General features: G+C 74.5%; 14 protein-coding genes and 1 tRNA gene. 10 read left to right on the top strand and 5 right to left on the bottom strand.

The window, feature by feature from the left end; genetic code table 11:
• Positions 1–21: 21 nt before the first annotated feature.
• The 8 genes from ACZ3YO_RS27330 (at position 22) to ACZ3YO_RS27295 (ending at position 9168) form a co-directional block, all read left to right on the top strand.
• On the top strand, positions 22–1020 hold the full coding sequence (locus ACZ3YO_RS27330) for a carbohydrate ABC transporter permease (protein WP_465574164.1): 999 nt from the start codon (positions 22–24) through the stop codon (positions 1018–1020).
• Positions 1021–1041: 21 nt separating this feature from the next.
• Positions 1042–1962 (top strand): carbohydrate ABC transporter permease, encoded by a 921-nt coding sequence (locus ACZ3YO_RS27325; RefSeq protein WP_465574161.1) that lies wholly within the window; start codon positions 1042–1044, stop codon positions 1960–1962.
• A complete protein-coding gene (locus ACZ3YO_RS27320) occupies positions 1962–3251 on the top strand; it encodes a 6-phospho-beta-glucosidase (RefSeq protein ID WP_465574158.1) in 1290 nt (429 codons plus the stop codon). Before ACZ3YO_RS27325 ends, ACZ3YO_RS27320 begins: the two co-directional genes overlap by 1 nt.
• Before the next feature lie 119 nt (positions 3252–3370).
• Positions 3371–4390, top strand: a complete 1020-nt coding sequence (locus ACZ3YO_RS27315) for an N-acetylglucosamine kinase (RefSeq protein WP_465574156.1) — start codon at positions 3371–3373, stop codon at positions 4388–4390.
• 269 nt (positions 4391–4659) lie between these two features.
• On the top strand, positions 4660–5895 hold the full coding sequence (locus ACZ3YO_RS27310; protein ID WP_465574154.1) for an MFS transporter: 1236 nt from the start codon (positions 4660–4662) through the stop codon (positions 5893–5895).
• 37 nt (positions 5896–5932) lie between these two features.
• Positions 5933–6892: a GNAT family N-acetyltransferase gene (locus ACZ3YO_RS27305; RefSeq protein ID WP_465574151.1), complete on the top strand. Its 960-nt coding sequence runs from the start codon at positions 5933–5935 to the stop codon at positions 6890–6892.
• A gap of 278 nt (positions 6893–7170) precedes the next feature.
• A complete protein-coding gene (locus ACZ3YO_RS27300; protein WP_465574148.1) occupies positions 7171–8295 on the top strand; it encodes a PucR family transcriptional regulator in 1125 nt (374 codons plus the stop codon).
• A 120-nt stretch (positions 8296–8415) separates the two neighbouring features.
• On the top strand, positions 8416–9168 hold the full coding sequence (locus ACZ3YO_RS27295; protein ID WP_465574146.1) for an SDR family NAD(P)-dependent oxidoreductase: 753 nt from the start codon (positions 8416–8418) through the stop codon (positions 9166–9168).
• 48 nt (positions 9169–9216) lie between these two features.
• Here ACZ3YO_RS27295 and ACZ3YO_RS27290 read toward each other — a convergent pair whose 3' ends face one another.
• Together ACZ3YO_RS27290 and ACZ3YO_RS27285 are read right to left on the bottom strand one after the other, a co-directional pair.
• Entirely contained in the window at positions 9217–10824 is a 1608-nt protein-coding gene (locus ACZ3YO_RS27290) for an FAD-dependent oxidoreductase (protein ID WP_465574143.1), read from the bottom strand.
• A gap of 47 nt (positions 10825–10871) precedes the next feature.
• Positions 10872–11891, bottom strand: a complete 1020-nt coding sequence (locus ACZ3YO_RS27285; RefSeq protein WP_465574141.1) for an AurF N-oxygenase family protein — start codon at positions 11889–11891, stop codon at positions 10872–10874.
• 296 nt (positions 11892–12187) lie between these two features.
• Here ACZ3YO_RS27285 and ACZ3YO_RS27280 point away from each other — a divergent pair, with 296 nt between their 5' ends.
• Entirely contained in the window at positions 12188–14791 is a 2604-nt protein-coding gene (locus ACZ3YO_RS27280) for an ATP-binding SpoIIE family protein phosphatase (RefSeq protein WP_465574139.1), read from the top strand.
• A gap of 127 nt (positions 14792–14918) precedes the next feature.
• Here ACZ3YO_RS27280 and ACZ3YO_RS27275 read toward each other — a convergent pair whose 3' ends face one another.
• On the bottom strand, positions 14919–15497 hold the full coding sequence (locus tag ACZ3YO_RS27275; protein WP_465574136.1) for a hypothetical protein: 579 nt from the start codon (positions 15495–15497) through the stop codon (positions 14919–14921).
• A gap of 104 nt (positions 15498–15601) precedes the next feature.
• Between ACZ3YO_RS27275 and ACZ3YO_RS27270 the strand changes: the two genes are divergently transcribed.
• Positions 15602–16429 (top strand): alpha/beta fold hydrolase, encoded by an 828-nt coding sequence (locus tag ACZ3YO_RS27270; RefSeq protein WP_465574133.1) that lies wholly within the window; start codon positions 15602–15604, stop codon positions 16427–16429.
• 154 nt (positions 16430–16583) lie between these two features.
• On the opposite strand, the gene ACZ3YO_RS27265 is transcribed toward ACZ3YO_RS27270, so the two are convergent.
• Together ACZ3YO_RS27265 and ACZ3YO_RS27260 are read right to left on the bottom strand one after the other, a co-directional pair.
• Entirely contained in the window at positions 16584–16970 is a 387-nt protein-coding gene (locus ACZ3YO_RS27265) for a hypothetical protein (protein ID WP_465574131.1), read from the bottom strand.
• A 292-nt stretch (positions 16971–17262) separates the two neighbouring features.
• Positions 17263–17346, bottom strand: a tRNA-Leu gene (locus ACZ3YO_RS27260).
• Positions 17347–17398: the final 52 nt, after the last annotated feature.

The following is a 17398-nucleotide window of genomic DNA, read 5'->3' as shown; positions in this document are numbered from 1 at the left end:
CCAGGGCACCACGGAGCTCCCATGTCACTCGCGTTCGGCACCCGCAAGGGCACCGGATCGACCGACCCGGCGGCGCCCTCCACGCAGCACCTGCTGCGCCGGAAGCGCCGCCGGGAGGCGGCCCGCACCCTCGCCTTCCTCTCCCCCTGGCTGATCGGCTTCGGCGTCTTCTTCCTGTACCCGCTGATCTCCACCGCCTACTTCTCCCTGATGAAGTACAACGGCTTCACGGCCCCCACCTTCAACGGGCTGAAGAACTGGGACTACGTCTTCAACGACTACCCGTCCTTCTGGCAGGGCCTGCGCAACACGCTCTGGCTCGTCGTCGTCATGGTGGCGCTGCGGGTGACGTTCGGCCTCGGCATCGGGCTGCTCATCACCAAGGTCAAGACCGGCGCCGGCTTCTTCCGCACCGCGTTCTACCTGCCCTACCTGGCACCGCCGGTGGCCGCCACCGTCTCCTTCGCCTTCCTGCTCAACCCCGGCACCGGTCCGGTGAACCACTTCCTCGGGGAGATCGGTCTGCCCCAGCCCGGCTGGTTCGCCGACCCCACCTGGTCCAAGCCCGCGCTCACCATGCTCGCCATGTGGGGCATCGGCGACCTGATGGTCATCTTCATGGCGTCCCTGCTGGACGTCCCGAGGGAGCAGTACGAGGCGGCCGAACTCGACGGTGCCGGCCCGCTCCAGCGGTTCCGGTACGTCACCCTGCCGAACATCTCGCCGATCATCATGTTCGCGGTGGTCACCGGGGTCATCCAGACCATGCAGTACTACACCCAGGCGATCGTCGCCGGGAAGGTCGCCGGCGGCATCGCGGGCAACTCCGGTCAGCAGTTCGAGCCCGGCTTCCCCCAGGGCTCCACCTGGACCCTGCCGCAGATGGTCTACAACCTCGGCTTCCAGCGCTTCAACTACGGCGCGGCCTGCGTCGTCGCCCTGGTGCTGTTCGCCATCTCGATGGCCGTCACCTCGCTCCTGCTGCGCCGCAAGTCCGGCTTCATGGCGAGCGACGACTAGCGGACCAGTGAGGACACGATCATGACTCTCAGCACCACGCTCACCAAGGCCCCCGCGGGCACGTCCGGCACCTCCGGCTCCGGCCGGCCCGGCAGCCCCGCCGCCCGGGCCGCCCGCCGGCGGGCCGCACTCAACTGGGTGGCCGTCCACTCGCTGGCCATCGCCGCCACGCTGTTCTTCCTGCTGCCGTTCGTCTTCGCCTTCCTCACCTCGGTGATGACGGACAACCAGGCCCTCACCACCGACTACTGGCCCGCCTCCTGGGAGTGGGGCAACTACGCCAAGGTCTGGGACACTCCCGGGTTCCTCACCTGGTGGCGCAACACGCTGCTGTACGCCGGCCTCGGCACCGTGCTGACCGTCGTCTCCAGCCTCCCGGTGGCCTACGCGCTCGCCAAGTTCCGCTTCCGGGGCCGCAATCTGGCGCTGATGGCCGTCATCGCGATGATGATGCTGCCGCCGCAGGTCACCGTCATCCCGATGTACCTGTTCTGGTCGAAGCAGATGCACCTCACCGGCTCGCTCTGGCCACTGATCATCCCGATGGCCTTCGGCGACGCGTTCTCGATCTTCCTGCTGCGCCAGTTCCTGCTGACCATCCCCAAGGAGTACATCGAGGCCGCCCGGATCGACGGCTGCGGCGACCTCCGCACCCTGGTGAGGGTCGTGCTGCCGATGGCCAGGCCGGCCATCGCCGCCGTCGCCCTGTTCCAGTTCTTCTACGCCTGGAACGACTACTTCGGCCCGCAGATCTACGCCAGTGAGAACCCGGGCGCCTGGACGCTCTCCTACGGCCTGGAGTCCTTCAAGGGCGCCCACCACACCAACTGGAACCTCACCATGGCCGCCACCCTGCTGGTGATGGCGCCGGTGATCATCCTCTTCTTCTTCGCACAGAAGGCCTTCATCGAAGGCGTGACACTGACAGGGGTCAAGGGCTGATGTCCGCACTCAAGCTGGCCATCGTAGGCGGCGGTTCGACGTACACCCCGGAGCTGATCGACGGCTTCGCCCGGCTGCGGGACACCCTGCCGATCGGCGAGCTGGTGCTCGTCGACCCGGCCGCCGACCGGCTGGAACTGATCGGCGGGCTGGCCCGGCGGATCTTCGCCAAGCAGGGGCACGGCGCGGTCGTGTCGACGACGACCGACGTCGGGGCCGGCGTCGCCGACGCCGACGCGGTGCTGCTGCAACTGCGGGTCGGCGGCCAGGCCGCCCGCAACCAGGACGAGACCTGGCCGCTGGAGTGCGGCTGCGTCGGCCAGGAGACCACCGGCGCGGGCGGCCTCGCCAAGGCACTGCGCACCGTCCCGGTGGTGCTCGACATCGCCGAGAAGGTCCGCCGCACCAACCCCGACGCCTGGATCGTCGACTTCACCAACCCGGTCGGCATCGTCACCCGCGCCCTGCAGGCCGCGGGCCACAAGGCCGTCGGGCTCTGCAACGTCGCCATCGGGTTCCAGCGGCGGTTCGCGGGGCACCTCGGCGTCGACCCCGAGCTGGTCCGGCTCGACCACGTCGGCCTCAACCACCTCACCTGGGAGCGCGGCGTCACCCTGCTCGACGCACCCGGCGCGGCGGGCGGGCGCGAGGTGCTGCCGGAGCTGCTCTCCGGCTTCGGCAAGGAGATCGCCGAGGACCTGCGCCTGCCGCAGCGCGTCATCGAGCGGCTCGGCGTCGTCCCCTCGTACTACCTGCGGTACTTCTACCAGCACGACCTGGTGGTCGAGGAACTGAAGGCCAAGGGCTCGCGGGCCGCGGAGGTCGCCGAGATCGAGCGGCAGCTGCTGGAGCTGTACGCCGACCCCGCCCTGGACACCAAGCCGGAGCTGCTCGGCAAGCGCGGCGGTGCGTTCTACTCCGAGGCCGCGGTCCAGCTCATCGCCGCGCTGCTGGGGACGGGCGGCAGCACGTCCGTCCAGGTGGTGAACACGAGGAACGACGGCGTGCTGCCGTTCCTGCCCGACGACGCGGTCATCGAGGTCCCGGCCGAGGTCGACGCCGCCGGCGTGCGCCCGCTGCCGCAGCGGCCCGTCGAACCGCTCTACGCCGGCCTGATCGCGGGCGTCACCGCCTACGAGCACCTCGCCCTCGACGCCGCCCTGCACGGCGGCCGCGACCGCGTCTTCGACGCCCTGCTCGCCCACCCGCTGGTCGGCCAGATCGAACTCGCCGACCAGCTCACGGACCGGCTGCTCGCCCACAACCGCGAGCACCTCGCCTGGGCGTGACCCGCCCACCGCGTCCGGCCCGCCGCGCGTCCGTCGGCGCCGGCGGGCCGGGCCGCGAGGAGACCGACCATCCCCGGCCGGGGACAACGGCCGGGCCACGTACGAGCCGCGGGGACCAGATGACCCACCAGCCCGAACCACTCCTGCCCGGCGTACTCGCCATCGACGCCGGCAACTCCAAGACCGACGTCGCCCTCATCGGCGCCGACGGCACCGTCCGCGGCACCGCCCGCGGCGGCGGCTTCGCCCCGCAGAAGGTCGGCGGCGCGGCGGCGGTCGCCGGCCTCGCCCCGCTCGTCGAGGAGGCCGCCGCGGCGGCCGGCCTCTCCTTCCGCAGTGGCGTCCTCACCACCCACGTCAGCGCCTGCCTCGCCAACGCCGATCTCCCGGTGGAGGAGGAAGCCCTGCGCACCGCCCTGGAATCCCACCCCTGGGGCGTCACCAGCACCGTCGCCAACGACACCTTCGGCCTCCTCCGGGCCGGCACCGACGGCCCGCGCGGCGTCGCCGTCGTCTGCGGCGCCGGCATCAACTGCGTCGGCCTGCTCCCCGACGGCCGCACCGCCCGCTTCCCCGCCCTCGGCGAACTCACCGGCGACTGGGGCGGCGGCAGCGGCCTCGCCCTCAGCAGCATGTGGCACGCCGTCCGAGCCGAGGACGGCCGCGGCCGGCCCACCGCCCTCGCCCGGGCCATCGCCGAGCACTTCGGCCTGCCGAACACCGGTGCGGTCGCCGAGGCCATCCACCTCGGGCACCTGCCGTGGGCCCGGCTGCACGAGATCGCCCGGGTGCTCTTCGCCGTCGCGGAGACCGGGGACACGGTCGCCCTGGAGCTGGTCGACCGGCAGGCCGACGAGATCACCCGGCTCGCGGTCGTCGCGCTGGCCCGCCTGGACCTGCTGGACGAGCCCACGCCGGTGGTGCTCGGCGGAGGCGTGCTCTCCTCCCGGCAGCCGCTGTTGCTCGACAACCTGACCGCCCGGCTGGCCGCGGCCGCCCCGCTCGCCGAGCCGCGCGTCGTCGTCGCACCGCCGGTCCTGGGCGCGGCGCTGCTGGGCCTCGACCACCTCGGCGCGGGCGACGCCGCGCAGGCGCGGCTGCGGGCGGCCTACGACCCGTCGCGGCGAATGGCGGCGTAGCCCCCCGGCGCGGCGTAGCCCCCGGCGACCCGCGCCCGGCTCCGGGTCGAGCCGCTGCCGAGCCGCTGCCGATCCCCCGGTGGTCCCTTTCCGAGCTCCGCCCCCGCCGGGCCCGCACGCCCGGCGGGGGCGGGAACCGACAGCGCCGCCGCGTGTACGCGGATGCTGCCGTCCGGCCACGCCTCGGGGGACGTGAGCCATGACCACGCAGGCGTCCGGCCGGCAGACGGCTCTGCCGAATCCCTCATTCATCTGATGAGCTGCCCGGCATGGACGACTCACAGGGCGACCGGCGGCGCTGGCTCGTGCTCGCCGTCGGGATGTTCGCGATGACCTCCGGGTGCGCGTTCCAGTTCGGGCTGCCGTACCTGATCCCGGCGCTGCGCGACGAGGGGCTCACGCTCTCGCAGGCCGGTCTGCTGGCCGCCTGCCCGACCGTCGGACTCGTCCTGACGCTCACCGCGTGGGGAGCCGCGGCGGACCGGTTTGGCGAGCGGTGGGTGCTGGCGTCCGGGCTCGGGCTGGGCGGGCTGGTGCTGCTGGGGGCGACGACCGTACGCGGGACGGCCGGGCTGGGGGTGTGCTTCCTGCTGGCGGGCGCAGCCGGGGCGTCGGCGCACGCGTCGAGCGGGCGGCTGATCCTCGGCTGGTTCCCGGCGCGGGAGCGCGGGCTGGCGATGGGGTTGCGGCAGACTTCGCTGCCGCTGGGGGTCGCGGTGGCGGCGCTGCTGCTGCCGCCGCTCGCGGTGCACGGCCGGGCGACGGCGCTGGCGGTGCTGGGCGGGCTGAGCGTGGGGGCGGCGCTGCTGGTGGCCGTGGCGGTGCGGGATCCGGCGCGGGGCGGCGGCCGGGCCGGTGTGCGGGCGGAGAACCCGTACCGGACACCGGTGTTGTGGCGGCTGCACGGTGCGGCGACGCTGCTGGTGGTGCCGCAGTTCACGGTGTCGGTGTTCGCGCTGGTCTTCCTGGTGGACGAGCGCGGGTGGTCGCCGTCGGCGGCCGGGCCGCTGCTGGCCTGCGTCCAGGTGGCCGGGGCGGGCGCGCGGTTGGCGGCCGGGCGCTGGTCGGACGTGGCCGGCAGCCGGGTCGGCCCGATGCGGCGGCTGGCCTGGACGGCGTCCGGGGTGCTGGCGGTGCTCGCGGCGGGCGCGTTCGCGGGGTCGGGGGTGGCGGTGGTGGCCCTGATGGCGGCGGGCGTGGTGACGGTGTCCACGAACGGGCTGTCGTTCACCGCCGTGGCCGAGTACGCCGGTCCGGCCTGGGCGGGCCGGGCCCTGGGGGTGCACACCACCGTGCAGAACGCCGTCGCGGCGTGCGTCGCCCCCACGGTGGGCGCGCTGATCGGGGCGGCCGGGTACGGGTGGGCGTACGCCCTCGCGGTGGCGTTCCCCATGGTGGCGGCGACGCTGGTGCCGTCGCTGCCGGCCGGCTCGCACTCCGCCGGCCCGCCCGCGTACCGACGCACGCTCCGGGCGGGTCGGGCACGTGGCAGGTCGGGCAAGTAGGTCGACAGGCACGGCACGGAGGGCGCAGAGTCGCGGTATGACTCGATCTGCTCTGGTGTCCCTTCCGGCCCGGTACCGCGCCCGGGCAGCGACCGTCGCCGATGCTCCGGCGGTTCATCGGCTGATCACCGCCCGCGCGCGCGAGCTGCTCGGCAGCCCGGAGACCGCGCCCGAGGACGGGCCCGACGGTGTGGCCGCCGACCTCCGACTGCCCGGGCTGGACCCGGCACTAGACACGCTGCTGGTGGAGGACGCGACCGGCGAGATCGTCGGGCGGGCCTGGGTGTACGGGCGGCGGAGCAAGGTGGACGTCCACCCGGCCCACCGGGGCGGGGGGTTGGGCGGCGCACTGCTCGACTGGGCCGAGGGCCGGGCGCGGGAGGCCGGCAGCGAGCGGCTCTCGCAGACGCTGCCGGACGGCGACCGGGCGGCCGCCGGGCTGTTGCGCTCGCGCGGGTACGAGCCGTTCGTCACCGAGTGGTTGCTGGAGATCGCGCTGCCCGCCGCGGCCCGGGTGCCCGCACCCCCGGACGGGGTCACCGTGCGGCCGTTCCGGCCCGGGGACGAGCGCGCCGCGTACCGGCTCACCGAGGACGCGTTCGACGAGTGGCAGCTGCGGCGGAAGCCGTACGAGGAGTGGGCGCTGCGCACGGTCGGGCGGGACACCTTCGCGCCGGAGCTCTCGCCGGTGGCGTTCGCGGGCGGGGAGATGGTCGGCGCGGTGCTGTCACTGGACCGGCCGGGCACCGGCGAGGGCGGCGAGGGCTACGTCGAACGGCTCGCGGTACGACGGGACCACCGCAACCGGGGGATCGCCCGGGTGCTGCTGCACGAGGCCTTCCAGGCGTTCCACCGGCGCGGACGGTCGGCGTGCACGCTGTGGACGCACTCGCAGACCGGCGCGCTCTCGCTGTACCAGCGGGTCGGCATGACGGTACGGCGCAGCTCGTCCGTCTACGGCAAGGCGCTCGGCGGCGCCACGGACGGACGGACGTGAGCGGGCCTCGGGTGAGCCGGGGCCCCGGGTGAGCCGGCCTCAGACCGGCCGGCCGCCGCGGGCGAGCGGTTTTCCGGCGCCGAGGCGGGCGGGGGTGGGGCCTGCCCCGGTGGGGGGCCGGCGGGGTGGGGCTACGGGGTGGGGCGTGGCGGCGCCGGTGGGGTGCGGTCGCGGCGGCGCCCCGTCCGGGCCGGATGGAGTCCGCAAAAACGGGGTCCGGTAAAATCCGCCCCCGGAACCCGGGACGACGGGTTGTTTCGGGGGCGGAGCAGAGCGACATGACGACGGGAAGAGATCAGGACATTTCCGGCATACCCGCCGAGCTGGGTCTGCGCTGTCGCGACCTGCTCGGTGACGTCTCCCGGACCGGACGGCTGCTCCGCCGCGCCGAGTTGGAGAGCCTGCAAGCCCTCGGCGAGCGCGCCGCCGAGGCCGGGCATGGGCTGCGCGAATTGGTCGCGCACTGCCTGGGCACCACCCGGCAGTCCTGGCGGACGCTGCCCGGGATCACCGCCGCCGTGTCCGTCGCCGACCTGCGCCACACCGGTGACGCCGTGCTGGCCGCCACCGACGCCGCGCTCGCAGCACTGGGCGAGGGGCACGAGCGGGCGCAGCGGATGGCGGTGCGCCAGGAGGAGGCGGCGCGGCGGGAGTTCATCGACGATCTGCTGTACGGGCGCAGCGACCTCGGCCTGCTCGCCGAGCACGCCGAACGGTTCGGGCTACGGCTGGCCGGCGGGTACGCCGTGGCCGTGGCGGTCGGCGACGAGCCGTACGCCAACGTCCACCCGCTGGTGCACCGGGTGGAGCGGGAGCTGGTGGGCCGGTTCGGCGAGCGGGCCGTGCTGCTGGCCACCAAGGACGGGCGCATGGTCTGCATCGCCTCCGACAACGACCGCGCCGTGGTGGAGGCTTTCACCGAGCTGACATTGCACCCCGGCGCCGGCTACCACCCGGTGCTGCGGGTGGCGACCGGCCGCCGGCACTCGGGGGCGGGCGGCGTGGTGCACAGCTACGAGGAGGCGCTGGGCGTGCTGGACTACGCGGAACGCCTCTCGCTGCCCGCGCAGCAGTTGAAGGCGGAGGAGCTGTTGGTCTTTCCGGTGCTGATGCGTGACCGGGAGGCCATGGCCGACCTGGTGCGCAGCGTGCTGGGCCCGTTGACCGCGGCCCGGGGCGGCGCCCGGCCGCTGCTGGACACCATCACGGTGCAGGCCGAGACCGGGTACGTGAACGCGGAGGCCGCCCGCCGGCTGGGTCTGAGCGTGCGGACGCTCGGCTACCGGCTGGAGCGGATCCGGGCGCTGACCGGCTACGACACGGCGGACGCCCTGCACCGCTACACCCTGGAGACCGCCGCGATGGGCGCCCGGCTGCTGAACTGGCCCGAACAGGCGCTCTGACCGCCCGTTCCGCCGGCGGGCGGAGGTGGAGGAGACCTGGCGGCGGCCACGCGCTCTCCCCGGGCAGGAAGTTACCCTTCGGTAGCATCTCGGGGACGACAAACGGGCCGAGGGGGCGCGATGGAGCGGCAGCGGACTGCGGTGGTGTCCGGGGGCGGGACCGGGATCGGGCGGGCAATCGCCGCCGAACTGGCCGGGGAGGGCTGCCGGGTGGTGATCCTCGGCCGGCGGGCCGAGGTGCTGGAGAAGGCGGCCGCGGAGATCGGCCCGGGCGTGGTGCCGGTGGCGGCCGATCTGACGGCGGCCGCCGAGGTGGCGGAGGCGGCACGGGCGATCACGGCCTTCGGGCCGGTGGACGTGCTGGTCAACAACGCGGGTGCGGTGATCACCCCGCCCGCCGACGCCGGACTGGCGGCGCTCGCCGACGCCTGGCGGCGCGACCTGGACACCAACCTGCTGACGGCCGTGCTGCTCACCACCGCCCTCGCCGACCACCTCCGCCGCCCCGGCGGCCGGGTGATCCTGATCAGCTCGGCCGCCGCCCAGCGCGGCGGCGCGGGCCCGCACTCGGCCGGCTCGTACGCCGCCGCCAAGGCCGCCCTGCACGGCTGGGCCTTCGGCCTGGCCCGCCAGTTCGGCCCGGACGGCATCACCGTCAACGTCCTGGCGCCCGGCTACGTCGCGGACACCGAGATCTTCGGCGACGGCTGGTCGGAGCAGTTCCACGCCGACAAGGTCGCCGCCACCCTGGTCGGCCGGGCCGGCACTCCCGGGGACGTCGCCGCCGCCGTCTCCTACCTGGCCTCGCCGCGCGCGGGCTACCTCACCGGCCAGATCATCGGCCTCAACGGCGGCGCGGTCCTGGGCCGTTGAGGCGGCCGGACGGCGAACGGCGCTCAGCGGCCGACGGGCGGGCAGCGCTCAGCGGCGCGCCGCCGCCAGCAGGTCGGACACGGTGGCGAACTTGACGCGGGGGCGGCCGGCGGCCTCGCCGAGGCTGCGTTCGGTGCGGTCGATGGCGCGGAGCTGCCGCAGGCCGATGGCGTCCGGGCGGCGGGTGCGGACGAGGCGGGCGAAGTCCTTGGCGGTGCCGGTGGGTTCGGGGAGGGTGCCGGCGGTGGCGTCGTCGAGGAAGGCGTCGACGGTCTCCTGGGCGCAGGCACGGTTGGCGCCGATGCCGCCGGAGGGGCCGCGCTTGGCCCAGCCGACGACGTAGGTGCCGGGCAGCGCGCGGCCGGTGGACGGGTCGAGGACGCGGCTGTCGCGACTCGGGACGGCCGCGCTGCCTTCGTCGAAGGGCAGGCCGGGGACGGGCACACCGCGGTAGCCGATGGACCGCACGACCAGGCCCGCGGCGATCGTGGTCCCGCCCGTCTCGACACCCGTCACGCGGTCCTCGCCGGCGAGCGCGGTGGGCGTGGCAAGGAAGCGCAGCACGATCCGCCGGCCGGGGCGCGGCGGCCGTCCGGTGTCGGCGGTCTCCAGGGGCAGCCCGGCGAGCAGCGCGGCCTTGGAGCCGGGGGCGGCGGCGTCGATGGCGGCCCGGACGTCCGGGTGGTCCTCGACGACCAGCTCGACGCCGGGGAGGTGCCGGAGGGCGAGGAACTCGGGCCGCGTCCAGGCCGCGTCCTCCGGTCCGCGCCGGGCGAGCAGCACCACCTCGCGCACCCGGCTGCCGCGCAGGGCGGCGAGGGCGTGGTCGGCGATGTCGGTGGCGGCGAGGGTGCCGGGGTCGAGGAGGAGGATCCGGGCGACGTCGACGGCGACGTTGCCGTTGCCGATGACGACGACGCGTTCGGCGGTGAGGTCGACGGCGTCGGCGGGCACGGTGGGGTCGGCGTTGTACCAGCCGACGAGGGTGGTGGCGGGTAGGCTGCCGGGGAGGTCCTCGCCGGGGAGGCCGAGCCGGCGGTCGGCGGCGGCACCGACGGCGTAGACCACCGCGTGGTGGTGGGCGGCGAGTTCGGCGTGGCTGAGGTCGCGGCCGATCTCGACGTTGAGGTGGACGGTCAGGCGCGGGTGGTGGAAGACGGACGCGAAGCTCTCGGCGATCCGCTTGGTGGCCTGGTGGTCGGGGGCGACACCGTGCCGGAGCAGGCCGCCGGCGACCGGCAGGCGGTCGATCATGGTGATCTCGGCGCCGGTGGTGCGCAGCAGCGACTGGGCGGTGTAGCTCGCCGAGGGGCCGGTCCCGACGATGGCGATGCGCAGTGTGCCGAGGCCGTTCGGCAGGCTGCGGGGGAAGACGGGCGCGCCCCAGGCGTGGTCGTTCGGGTGGTCGCGGAAGTAGTCGCGGTTGAGGTCACCGAAGACGGCGTCGGGCCCGGCGAGCCGGTCGACGGGGTGGACGGCGTCGACCGGGCAGGCGTCGGCGCAGGCACCGCAGTCGATGCAGGCGGCCGGGTCGATGTACAGCATGTCGGTGCTGCCGAAGTCCGGCTCCCCGGGGGCGGGGTGGATGCAGTTGACCGGGCAGACGGAGACGCAGGAGGCGTCGTTGCAGCAGGTCTGGGTGATCGCGTAGGCCATGGCCGGGGTGGGGTCCTCGCTGCGTGGGGGGTTCGGTCGGGAGCAGGTCAGAGCATGTGGACGCGGCGGTAGACCGCCGCGGAGGCCTTGGTGAGCAGGCCGCACTCGGCGAGGAACGCCATCAGGTGCCGCGAGCTGGTGCGCATCATCGCCTTGCGGTGCTCGTTGGCGCGCACCTCGGCGACCGCCCGCTCGCGGTCGAGGCCGGCGGCGGTGTAGACGCCGGGGTGCACCATGCTGCTGACGATGACGAAGGCGCCGGCGGCGATACCGGTGGCGGCGGCCCGCCGGCGTGCGGGCGAGGCGTGGCGCATCCGCTCACGGATCTGCTGCCGGGCGAACTTCATGTGCCGGGACTCCTCGACCACGTGGATCCGGGAGGTGCCGCGGACGATGTCGAGGACGTTCTCGCCCCGCATCCAGTCGCGCTGCATGACGTCGAGCACCTCCTCGGCCACCAGGATGCCGCCGTAGGCGAGTTCGCCCTTGGCGGTGGCCTTGAAGAGGCGGCCGGCCTGCGCGATCACGCTGTTCGGCCGGTACTGCGGGACGCCCATCTTCTCGCAGGCGCGGGCGAACATGATCGAGTGCCGGCACTCGTCGGCTATCTCGGTGAGGGCGAAGCGGAACCCGGCGTCGGCCGGGTTCTTCAGGTACTGGTCGCGCAGCACCATCTGCTGCAGGATCATCTCGAACCAGATGCCGGTGGTCATGATCGAGCAGACCTCGTGCCGGGTCAGGGTGACCCGCTGCCCCTCGGTCATCTCGTGCCAGAGCCGGGTGCCGTAGAGGGTGCTCCACTCGGGGTTGAGCCCGTACTCGCCCGCGGGGAGCGGGGCGTCCCAGTCGATCTCGGTCGCCGGGTCGTAGGAGAGGGTCGCGGCCGAGTCGAGCAGCCTCTGCGAGACGTCGTCGTCGGCCGGGCTGTGGCCGTGGGCCTTCGTGGTGTGGGCCTTCGTGGTGTGGGCCTTCGGGGTGTGGGCCTCGGTGGTGTGAGCCTCGGTGGGGTGGGCCTTGTGGTGGCCGTGGGTTCCTGTCGCCGAGCCGGTCGCGCCGGTCCGAGCCATGGCTGCCTCCAGGTGCATGCCCTGCGCGGGGTTCCCGCCGACCCCGCTTATTAGACGGAGAGTACAATAAGAGCTCCATGGCGAGAAGCCCTCGCGCACGCCCGCCCCGTCCGCCCCGCGCCCCCGGCCGCACACGGCCCCGCGCCCACCGTGCCCGCCCCGCACCCGCACCTCGCACCCGCCCGCGCCGACGTCCCTGCCCGGCCGAGTCATGACGGCCGAGGGATGATGGCGGGGGCGGGTGCGAGAGGCCCGCCGACGGCCCAGGCGGCGAGAACACACCCGAGGTGCGCAACATGGACAGCCGGAGGTTCCCCTTCGTCGACAGCGCGGCCGGGGTCCTGCTCGACGCGGACGGCAGGATCACCAGCTGGACGCCGGCGGCCGAGCAGCTGCTCGCGCTGCGCGCCGACGAGGTCTGCGGCCGGCCGGCCCGGGAGCTGCTCGCCGACCCGGCGACCTGGCCCGCGCTGCTGGCGGGGCGGACGGCCGACGCCTGGTCCGGGCGGGCCGTGGTGCGGTCGGGGCGGGGCGAGGAGCTGAGGATCGTCTTCCAGGTGCTGCCGCTCGCGGACGGCGGGACCGGCCCGACCAGCGGGACCGGCCCCGACGACGACAACGGTCCGAACGACGACAACGGCCGGAGTGGCGACAACGGCGACGACGGCGCATCCCGGTACTTCGTACTCGCCGCCCCTGCCGGCCTGGTAGCCCAGTGGCGGCAGGACCAGGCCTTCACGCAGGAGCTCTTCCTCCAGGACCGGGTCGGCCTCGCCGTCTTCGACGAGCGGCTGCGGCTGGTCAGGACCAACACCCACCTGCTCCCCTACACCGGCCTCCCGCCGAACCTGAACGGCCACCGCCTGGGCGACTTCCTCCAGCCCGACGACGCCGCGACGGTCGAACGCCACCTCCACGAGGTGCTGGAGACCGGCCGTCCGCTGGTGCTGGCCGAGGAGGTGGTCCGGACGATCGAGGACCCGGGCACCGGCGCGGTGATGGCGGTCTCCGCGTTCCGGCTCCAGGCCCCCGACGGGCACACGATCGGCGTCACCGCGCTGTTCACCGACGTCACCGAACTCCACCGCTCGGGCGAACGCCTGGCCGTGCTGCACCGTGCCACCGCGGCGGTCGGCGGATCGCTCTCCGTCACCGGCACCGCCGAGGAGCTCGCCGCCGTCCTCGCGCCCGGCCTGGCCGACCTGGCCGTGGTCGAGATCGCCGAGGCGGTGTTCAGCGGCGAGGAATCCGCTCCCGACCGCGACGGCCGGCCCGCGCTCCGCCGGACCGCCGTCGCCACCGGGCCCGACGACGTCGCGCCCGACCCGTCCGACCCGTCCGAGGTGCTCGACCCGCCCGGGGGGCCAGGCCCGTCCGAGCAGCCGGACCGGCGTGGCCCGGTCTCCGGCCCGCCCGCCGCCGAATCCCCGACCGCCGAACCCCCGACCGCCGAACCCCCCGCCACCGACGCCCCCGCCCTCCCCCCGGACCTCTCCCCCGCCCTGTCCCCCGCCGCCATGACCGCCCCGCTCCGGGCCCGCGGCGTCCTGCTCGGCCGGGTGACCGTCCGGCGCGCCCCGCACCGCCCGCCGTACGAGCCGGCCGACCTGGACCTGCTGCGCGAGATCGCCGCCCGCGCCGCCCTCGCCCTGGACAACGCCCGCCGCTACACCCGCGAGCGCCGCGCCGCCGTCGGCCTCCAGCGCAGCCTGCTGCCGCCGTCGCAGACCGAGACCGCCGCCGTGAGCACCGCCAGCGTCTACCTGCCCACCGACACCGCCACCGGCATCGGCGGCGACTGGTTCGACGTGATCCCGCTCTCCTCGGCGCGGGTCGCGCTGGTCACGGGGGACGTCGTCGGCCACGGGCTGGAGGCCAGCGCCACCATGGGGCGCCTGCGCACCGCCGTCCGCACCCTCGCGGACCTGGACCTGGAACCGGACGAGCTGCTGGTCCACCTGGACGACCTGGTCTCCCGGCTGCTGGTCGAGACCGACGAACCCGACGCCGAGCCGGACGACGAGCACGGCGGGAGCCCCGGCGGACCGCCGGGCGCAAGGCCGGGCGACAGACCGGGCGGGAGGCCGGGTGACGAGGGGTGGCCCGCCCACCGCCGCGCCGTCGCCTCCGGAGCGACCTGCGTGTACGCGGTCTACGACCCGGTGTCGCGGCGGTGCGCGATCGCCTCCGCCGGCCACCCACCGCCCGCCGTCGCCGCCCCGGACGGCACCGTGGAGTACGTGCCCGTACAGCCGGGCCCGCCGCTGGGCGTCGGCGGTCTGCCTTTCGAGGTGACGGAGGTCGAGCTGGCCCCCGGCAGCCTCCTCGCGCTCTACACCAACGGACTGATCCACGGCCGCGGCGGCGACCTCGACGACGGCATGGACGAACTGCGCCGCCGCCTCGCCCTCCCCGGCGCCGTCACCGCGCCGCTGCCCGAACTCGGCCGCGCGCTCGTCGCCGGCCGCCCCGCGAACGCGCGCGCCGACGACGTCACCCTGCTGCTGGCCCGCACCCGCGCGGTGCCGGCGGAGGCCACCGCCGCCTGGCCGGTGGACGCCGACCCGGCCGCCGTCGCCCTGGTCCGCGAGCGGGCGACGGAGCGGCTGCGCGCCTGGGGGCTGGAGGATCTGGTCTTCACCACCGAACTGGTGCTCAGCGAGCTGGTCACCAACGCGATCCGCTACGCCGGGGGCCCGGTCGAGGTCCGCCTCATCCGCGCCGAGTGCCTGACCTGCGAGGTGTCCGACCCCAGCGCCACCCAGCCCCGTATGCGCCGCGCCCGCCTCACCGACGAGGGCGGCCGCGGCCTCTACCTGGTCGCCCAGCTCACCAGCCGCTGGGGCAGCCGCTACACCCGTCAGGGCAAGACCATCTGGGCCGAGCAGGAGCTGCCCTGAGCTTTCGCGTCTCCACCGTGGAGCAGGGCCCGTCCATCGCCCGATCCGCGATCGGTTTCGCCGGCGCCGACCAGGGCACGTGCAACGACCTCGGGGCGGCACGGCCGACGGGAGCCACGGCCGACGGTCAGCCGATCTTCCAGACCACCTCGGCGGCGGCCTTCTCGTCGCCCTTGTAGGCGACGAAGACCGGCTGGACGGTCTCCGGCACGAGGAAGATCTCGCAGGTCGTGACGGTCTTGCCCGGGGTCAGCTTGCGGGCGGCGTCGCTGCCCTCCTGGCAGGGCGGGAAGTCGACACCCCAGGCCGGCGCGTTCTGGTAGGCGTGCTCGGCGTCCGAGTGCACCGAGAGCTTGGCGGCGTAGGCGCCGATGTCCTCCGGGCCGCCCTTGTGGGTGTAGGTGGCGGTGACGTAGTACGGCGTCTTTCCGGCGAGAAGCCCGATGCCGAGCTTCTCCACCTCGGCCTTGTCGCCCTTGACGACGGAGACCGGGGTGACGCTCACCTGGATCCTGTCGTTCAGGTACCCCGCCACCGTAGCGTCGGCCGGCGACTTCAACGGGAACGGGTCGGCGTACGTTCCCGTGCCCTTCCCGTTCGAGGCCGGCTGCTCGTTGTTGTCCGGCCCGCAGCCGGTCAGCGCCAGGGCCAGCGCGGCGAGCGCGGCCAGCGGTGGCATGGTCCGGCGCAGAGAGTTCGTCAACATGGCGTACACATCCCCCGTTGATCTTGAATCGGAGATCAGCATAGGACACGGCGCCGACCGGATCCGCTTGTCCGGCGGGGAAGGCCGCTGACATGATCCACGCCATGCCCACCTTCTCCGCGCCCGACGGCACCCTGCTCTCCTACCGTGTGCACGGGGAGGGCGAGCCGCTCGTCTGCCTCCCCGGCGGCCCCACGGACTCCGCCTACCTCGGCGAGCTCGGCGGCCTCTCCGCGCACCGCCGGCTGCTCGTACTGGACCCGCGCGGCACCGGCCGGTCCGCGGTGCCGGCCGACCCCTCCTCCTACCGCTGCGACCGCATGGTCGACGACGTCGAGGCGCTCCGCACCCACCTCGGGCTTCCCCGGATCGACCTGCTCGCCCACTGTGCCGGCGCCAACCTGGCGGCCCAGTACGTGGCGCGGCACCCGGAGCACGTCGGCCGGCTCGCCCTGATCACCCCCAGCACCCGGGCCGTCGGCATCGCCATCAGCGGCGAGACCCGGCAGGAGACCGCCCGGCTGCGGGCGGGCGAGCCGTGGTACCCGGCCGCGTCCGCCGCGCTGCAGGCGATCGCCGCGGGCACGGGCAACGACTGGGAGGCCATCGCCCCCTTCGGCTACGGCCGGTGGGACGAGGCGGCGCAACGCCACCAGGTGACCACCCTCCCGACCAACCCGGAGGTGGTCGGCGTCTTCGGCTCGGACGGCGCCTTCGCCCCGGAGGCCACCCGTGCGGCGCTCGCCGCCTGGGAGGGCGCCGTCCTCGTGCTCGCCGGGGAGTTCGACCTCAACAGCCCGCCGCCGGCGATGGCCGAGTTCGCCGCCCTGTTCCCCGGCGCCACGTACGTCGAGCAGCCCGGCGCGGGCCACAACCCCTGGGTGGACGACCCCGGGCGGTTCGTCGCGACCACGGCGGCGTTCCTGAACTGAGGCCTCCCGGCCGGGCGGTGGCGGTCCGACCGTGCTCCGACGGCAGGGGCGGCGGCTCGGGCCGCCGGCACGGGCTCACGGCCGACGCGACCACCCCGCCGGAGGTCGGCCTCGCCTGAGCACCGGCGGCCGGCCTCCGGCTCGAGCGGCACGGTCAGGCCGGGTACGCGGTATCCGCGACCGGCTGTACGAAGACCTGCCCACCCCGGTGGGCCGCCGGCGGCGGCACCGGCGCGGCGAGTGCTCCGGCGAGCACCAGGCCGAGCCCGACCAGGGAGAACACGGCAGTGATCGCCGACTGCACGCCGACCGCCGCAGCGAGCCCGACCTTGCCGTAGAGGGTGTCCGAGCCCAGTGCCATGCCGAGGGCCAGGACCAGCGGCCCCAGCGCCGTGACCAGGCAACCGGCCATGGCCAGGCGGGCGTTGCGCCCCCGGCGGCGGATGAACAGGGCGGCGACGACGGCCCCCGCCAGTGGCACGAGGATCAATATGCCGGTGAAGAGCAGGCTGACGAGGGCGACACTCATCTGATCGGTCATCGGGCTCCATCTCACGGGAATCGGGCACGCTGGGATCCGCGCTCCGCGCGAAAATACCGGGCCGTCAGGCGTGTGCTCACAGCGGGTCGAGCACATCACCCGCGGGAACGACGACGGCTGCCCGCCCCTGGCGGGGGCGGGCAGCCGGTGCGCGGCGTCGTGCGACGCCGTACGGTGCGGGTGGGGTGTCAGTTCTTGAGCGAAGGTTCCCGCAGGCGAACAAACGCCGAAACGGTGCCTCCCACAGCGACTTCCGTCACTGGGGAGGCACCGTTTCGGTGGTACTTCTCTGTGCGCGAGGGGGGAGTTGAACCCCCACGCCCTTTCGGGCACTGGAACCTGAATCCAGCGCGTCTGCCTATTCCGCCACCCGCGCATCTGGGTGATGAGGTAAATCGTAGCCCATGCGCGGGGGTGCTCCGAACCGG

Source organism: Kitasatospora sp. NPDC022785 (assembly GCF_055561295.1).
Note: the sequence above shows the minus strand (reverse complement) of the source record. Positions and strands in the feature narration are given on the sequence as shown.

What these genes read in the sequence shown, in the direction of transcription:
- ACZ3YO_RS27280 (WP_465574139.1), top strand. Translation starts at nt 12,188, where the DNA reads ATGGACAGCCGGAGGTTCCCCTTCGTCGACAGCGCGGCCGGGGTCCTG.
- ACZ3YO_RS27325 (WP_465574161.1), top strand. Translation starts at nt 1,042, where the DNA reads ATGACTCTCAGCACCACGCTCACCAAGGCCCCCGCGGGCACGTCCGGC.
- ACZ3YO_RS27270 (WP_465574133.1), top strand. Translation starts at nt 15,602, where the DNA reads ATGCCCACCTTCTCCGCGCCCGACGGCACCCTGCTCTCCTACCGTGTG.
- ACZ3YO_RS27300 (WP_465574148.1), top strand. Translation starts at nt 7,171, where the DNA reads ATGACGACGGGAAGAGATCAGGACATTTCCGGCATACCCGCCGAGCTG.
- ACZ3YO_RS27275 (WP_465574136.1), bottom strand. Translation starts at nt 15,497, where the DNA reads ATGTTGACGAACTCTCTGCGCCGGACCATGCCACCGCTGGCCGCGCTC.
- ACZ3YO_RS27265 (WP_465574131.1), bottom strand. Translation starts at nt 16,970, where the DNA reads ATGACCGATCAGATGAGTGTCGCCCTCGTCAGCCTGCTCTTCACCGGC.
- ACZ3YO_RS27330 (WP_465574164.1), top strand. Translation starts at nt 22, where the DNA reads ATGTCACTCGCGTTCGGCACCCGCAAGGGCACCGGATCGACCGACCCG.
- ACZ3YO_RS27315 (WP_465574156.1), top strand. Translation starts at nt 3,371, where the DNA reads ATGACCCACCAGCCCGAACCACTCCTGCCCGGCGTACTCGCCATCGAC.
- ACZ3YO_RS27290 (WP_465574143.1), bottom strand. Translation starts at nt 10,824, where the DNA reads ATGGCCTACGCGATCACCCAGACCTGCTGCAACGACGCCTCCTGCGTC.
- ACZ3YO_RS27285 (WP_465574141.1), bottom strand. Translation starts at nt 11,891, where the DNA reads ATGGCTCGGACCGGCGCGACCGGCTCGGCGACAGGAACCCACGGCCAC.
- ACZ3YO_RS27310 (WP_465574154.1), top strand. Translation starts at nt 4,660, where the DNA reads ATGGACGACTCACAGGGCGACCGGCGGCGCTGGCTCGTGCTCGCCGTC.
- ACZ3YO_RS27320 (WP_465574158.1), top strand. Translation starts at nt 1,962, where the DNA reads ATGTCCGCACTCAAGCTGGCCATCGTAGGCGGCGGTTCGACGTACACC.
- ACZ3YO_RS27295 (WP_465574146.1), top strand. Translation starts at nt 8,416, where the DNA reads ATGGAGCGGCAGCGGACTGCGGTGGTGTCCGGGGGCGGGACCGGGATC.
- ACZ3YO_RS27305 (WP_465574151.1), top strand. Translation starts at nt 5,933, where the DNA reads ATGACTCGATCTGCTCTGGTGTCCCTTCCGGCCCGGTACCGCGCCCGG.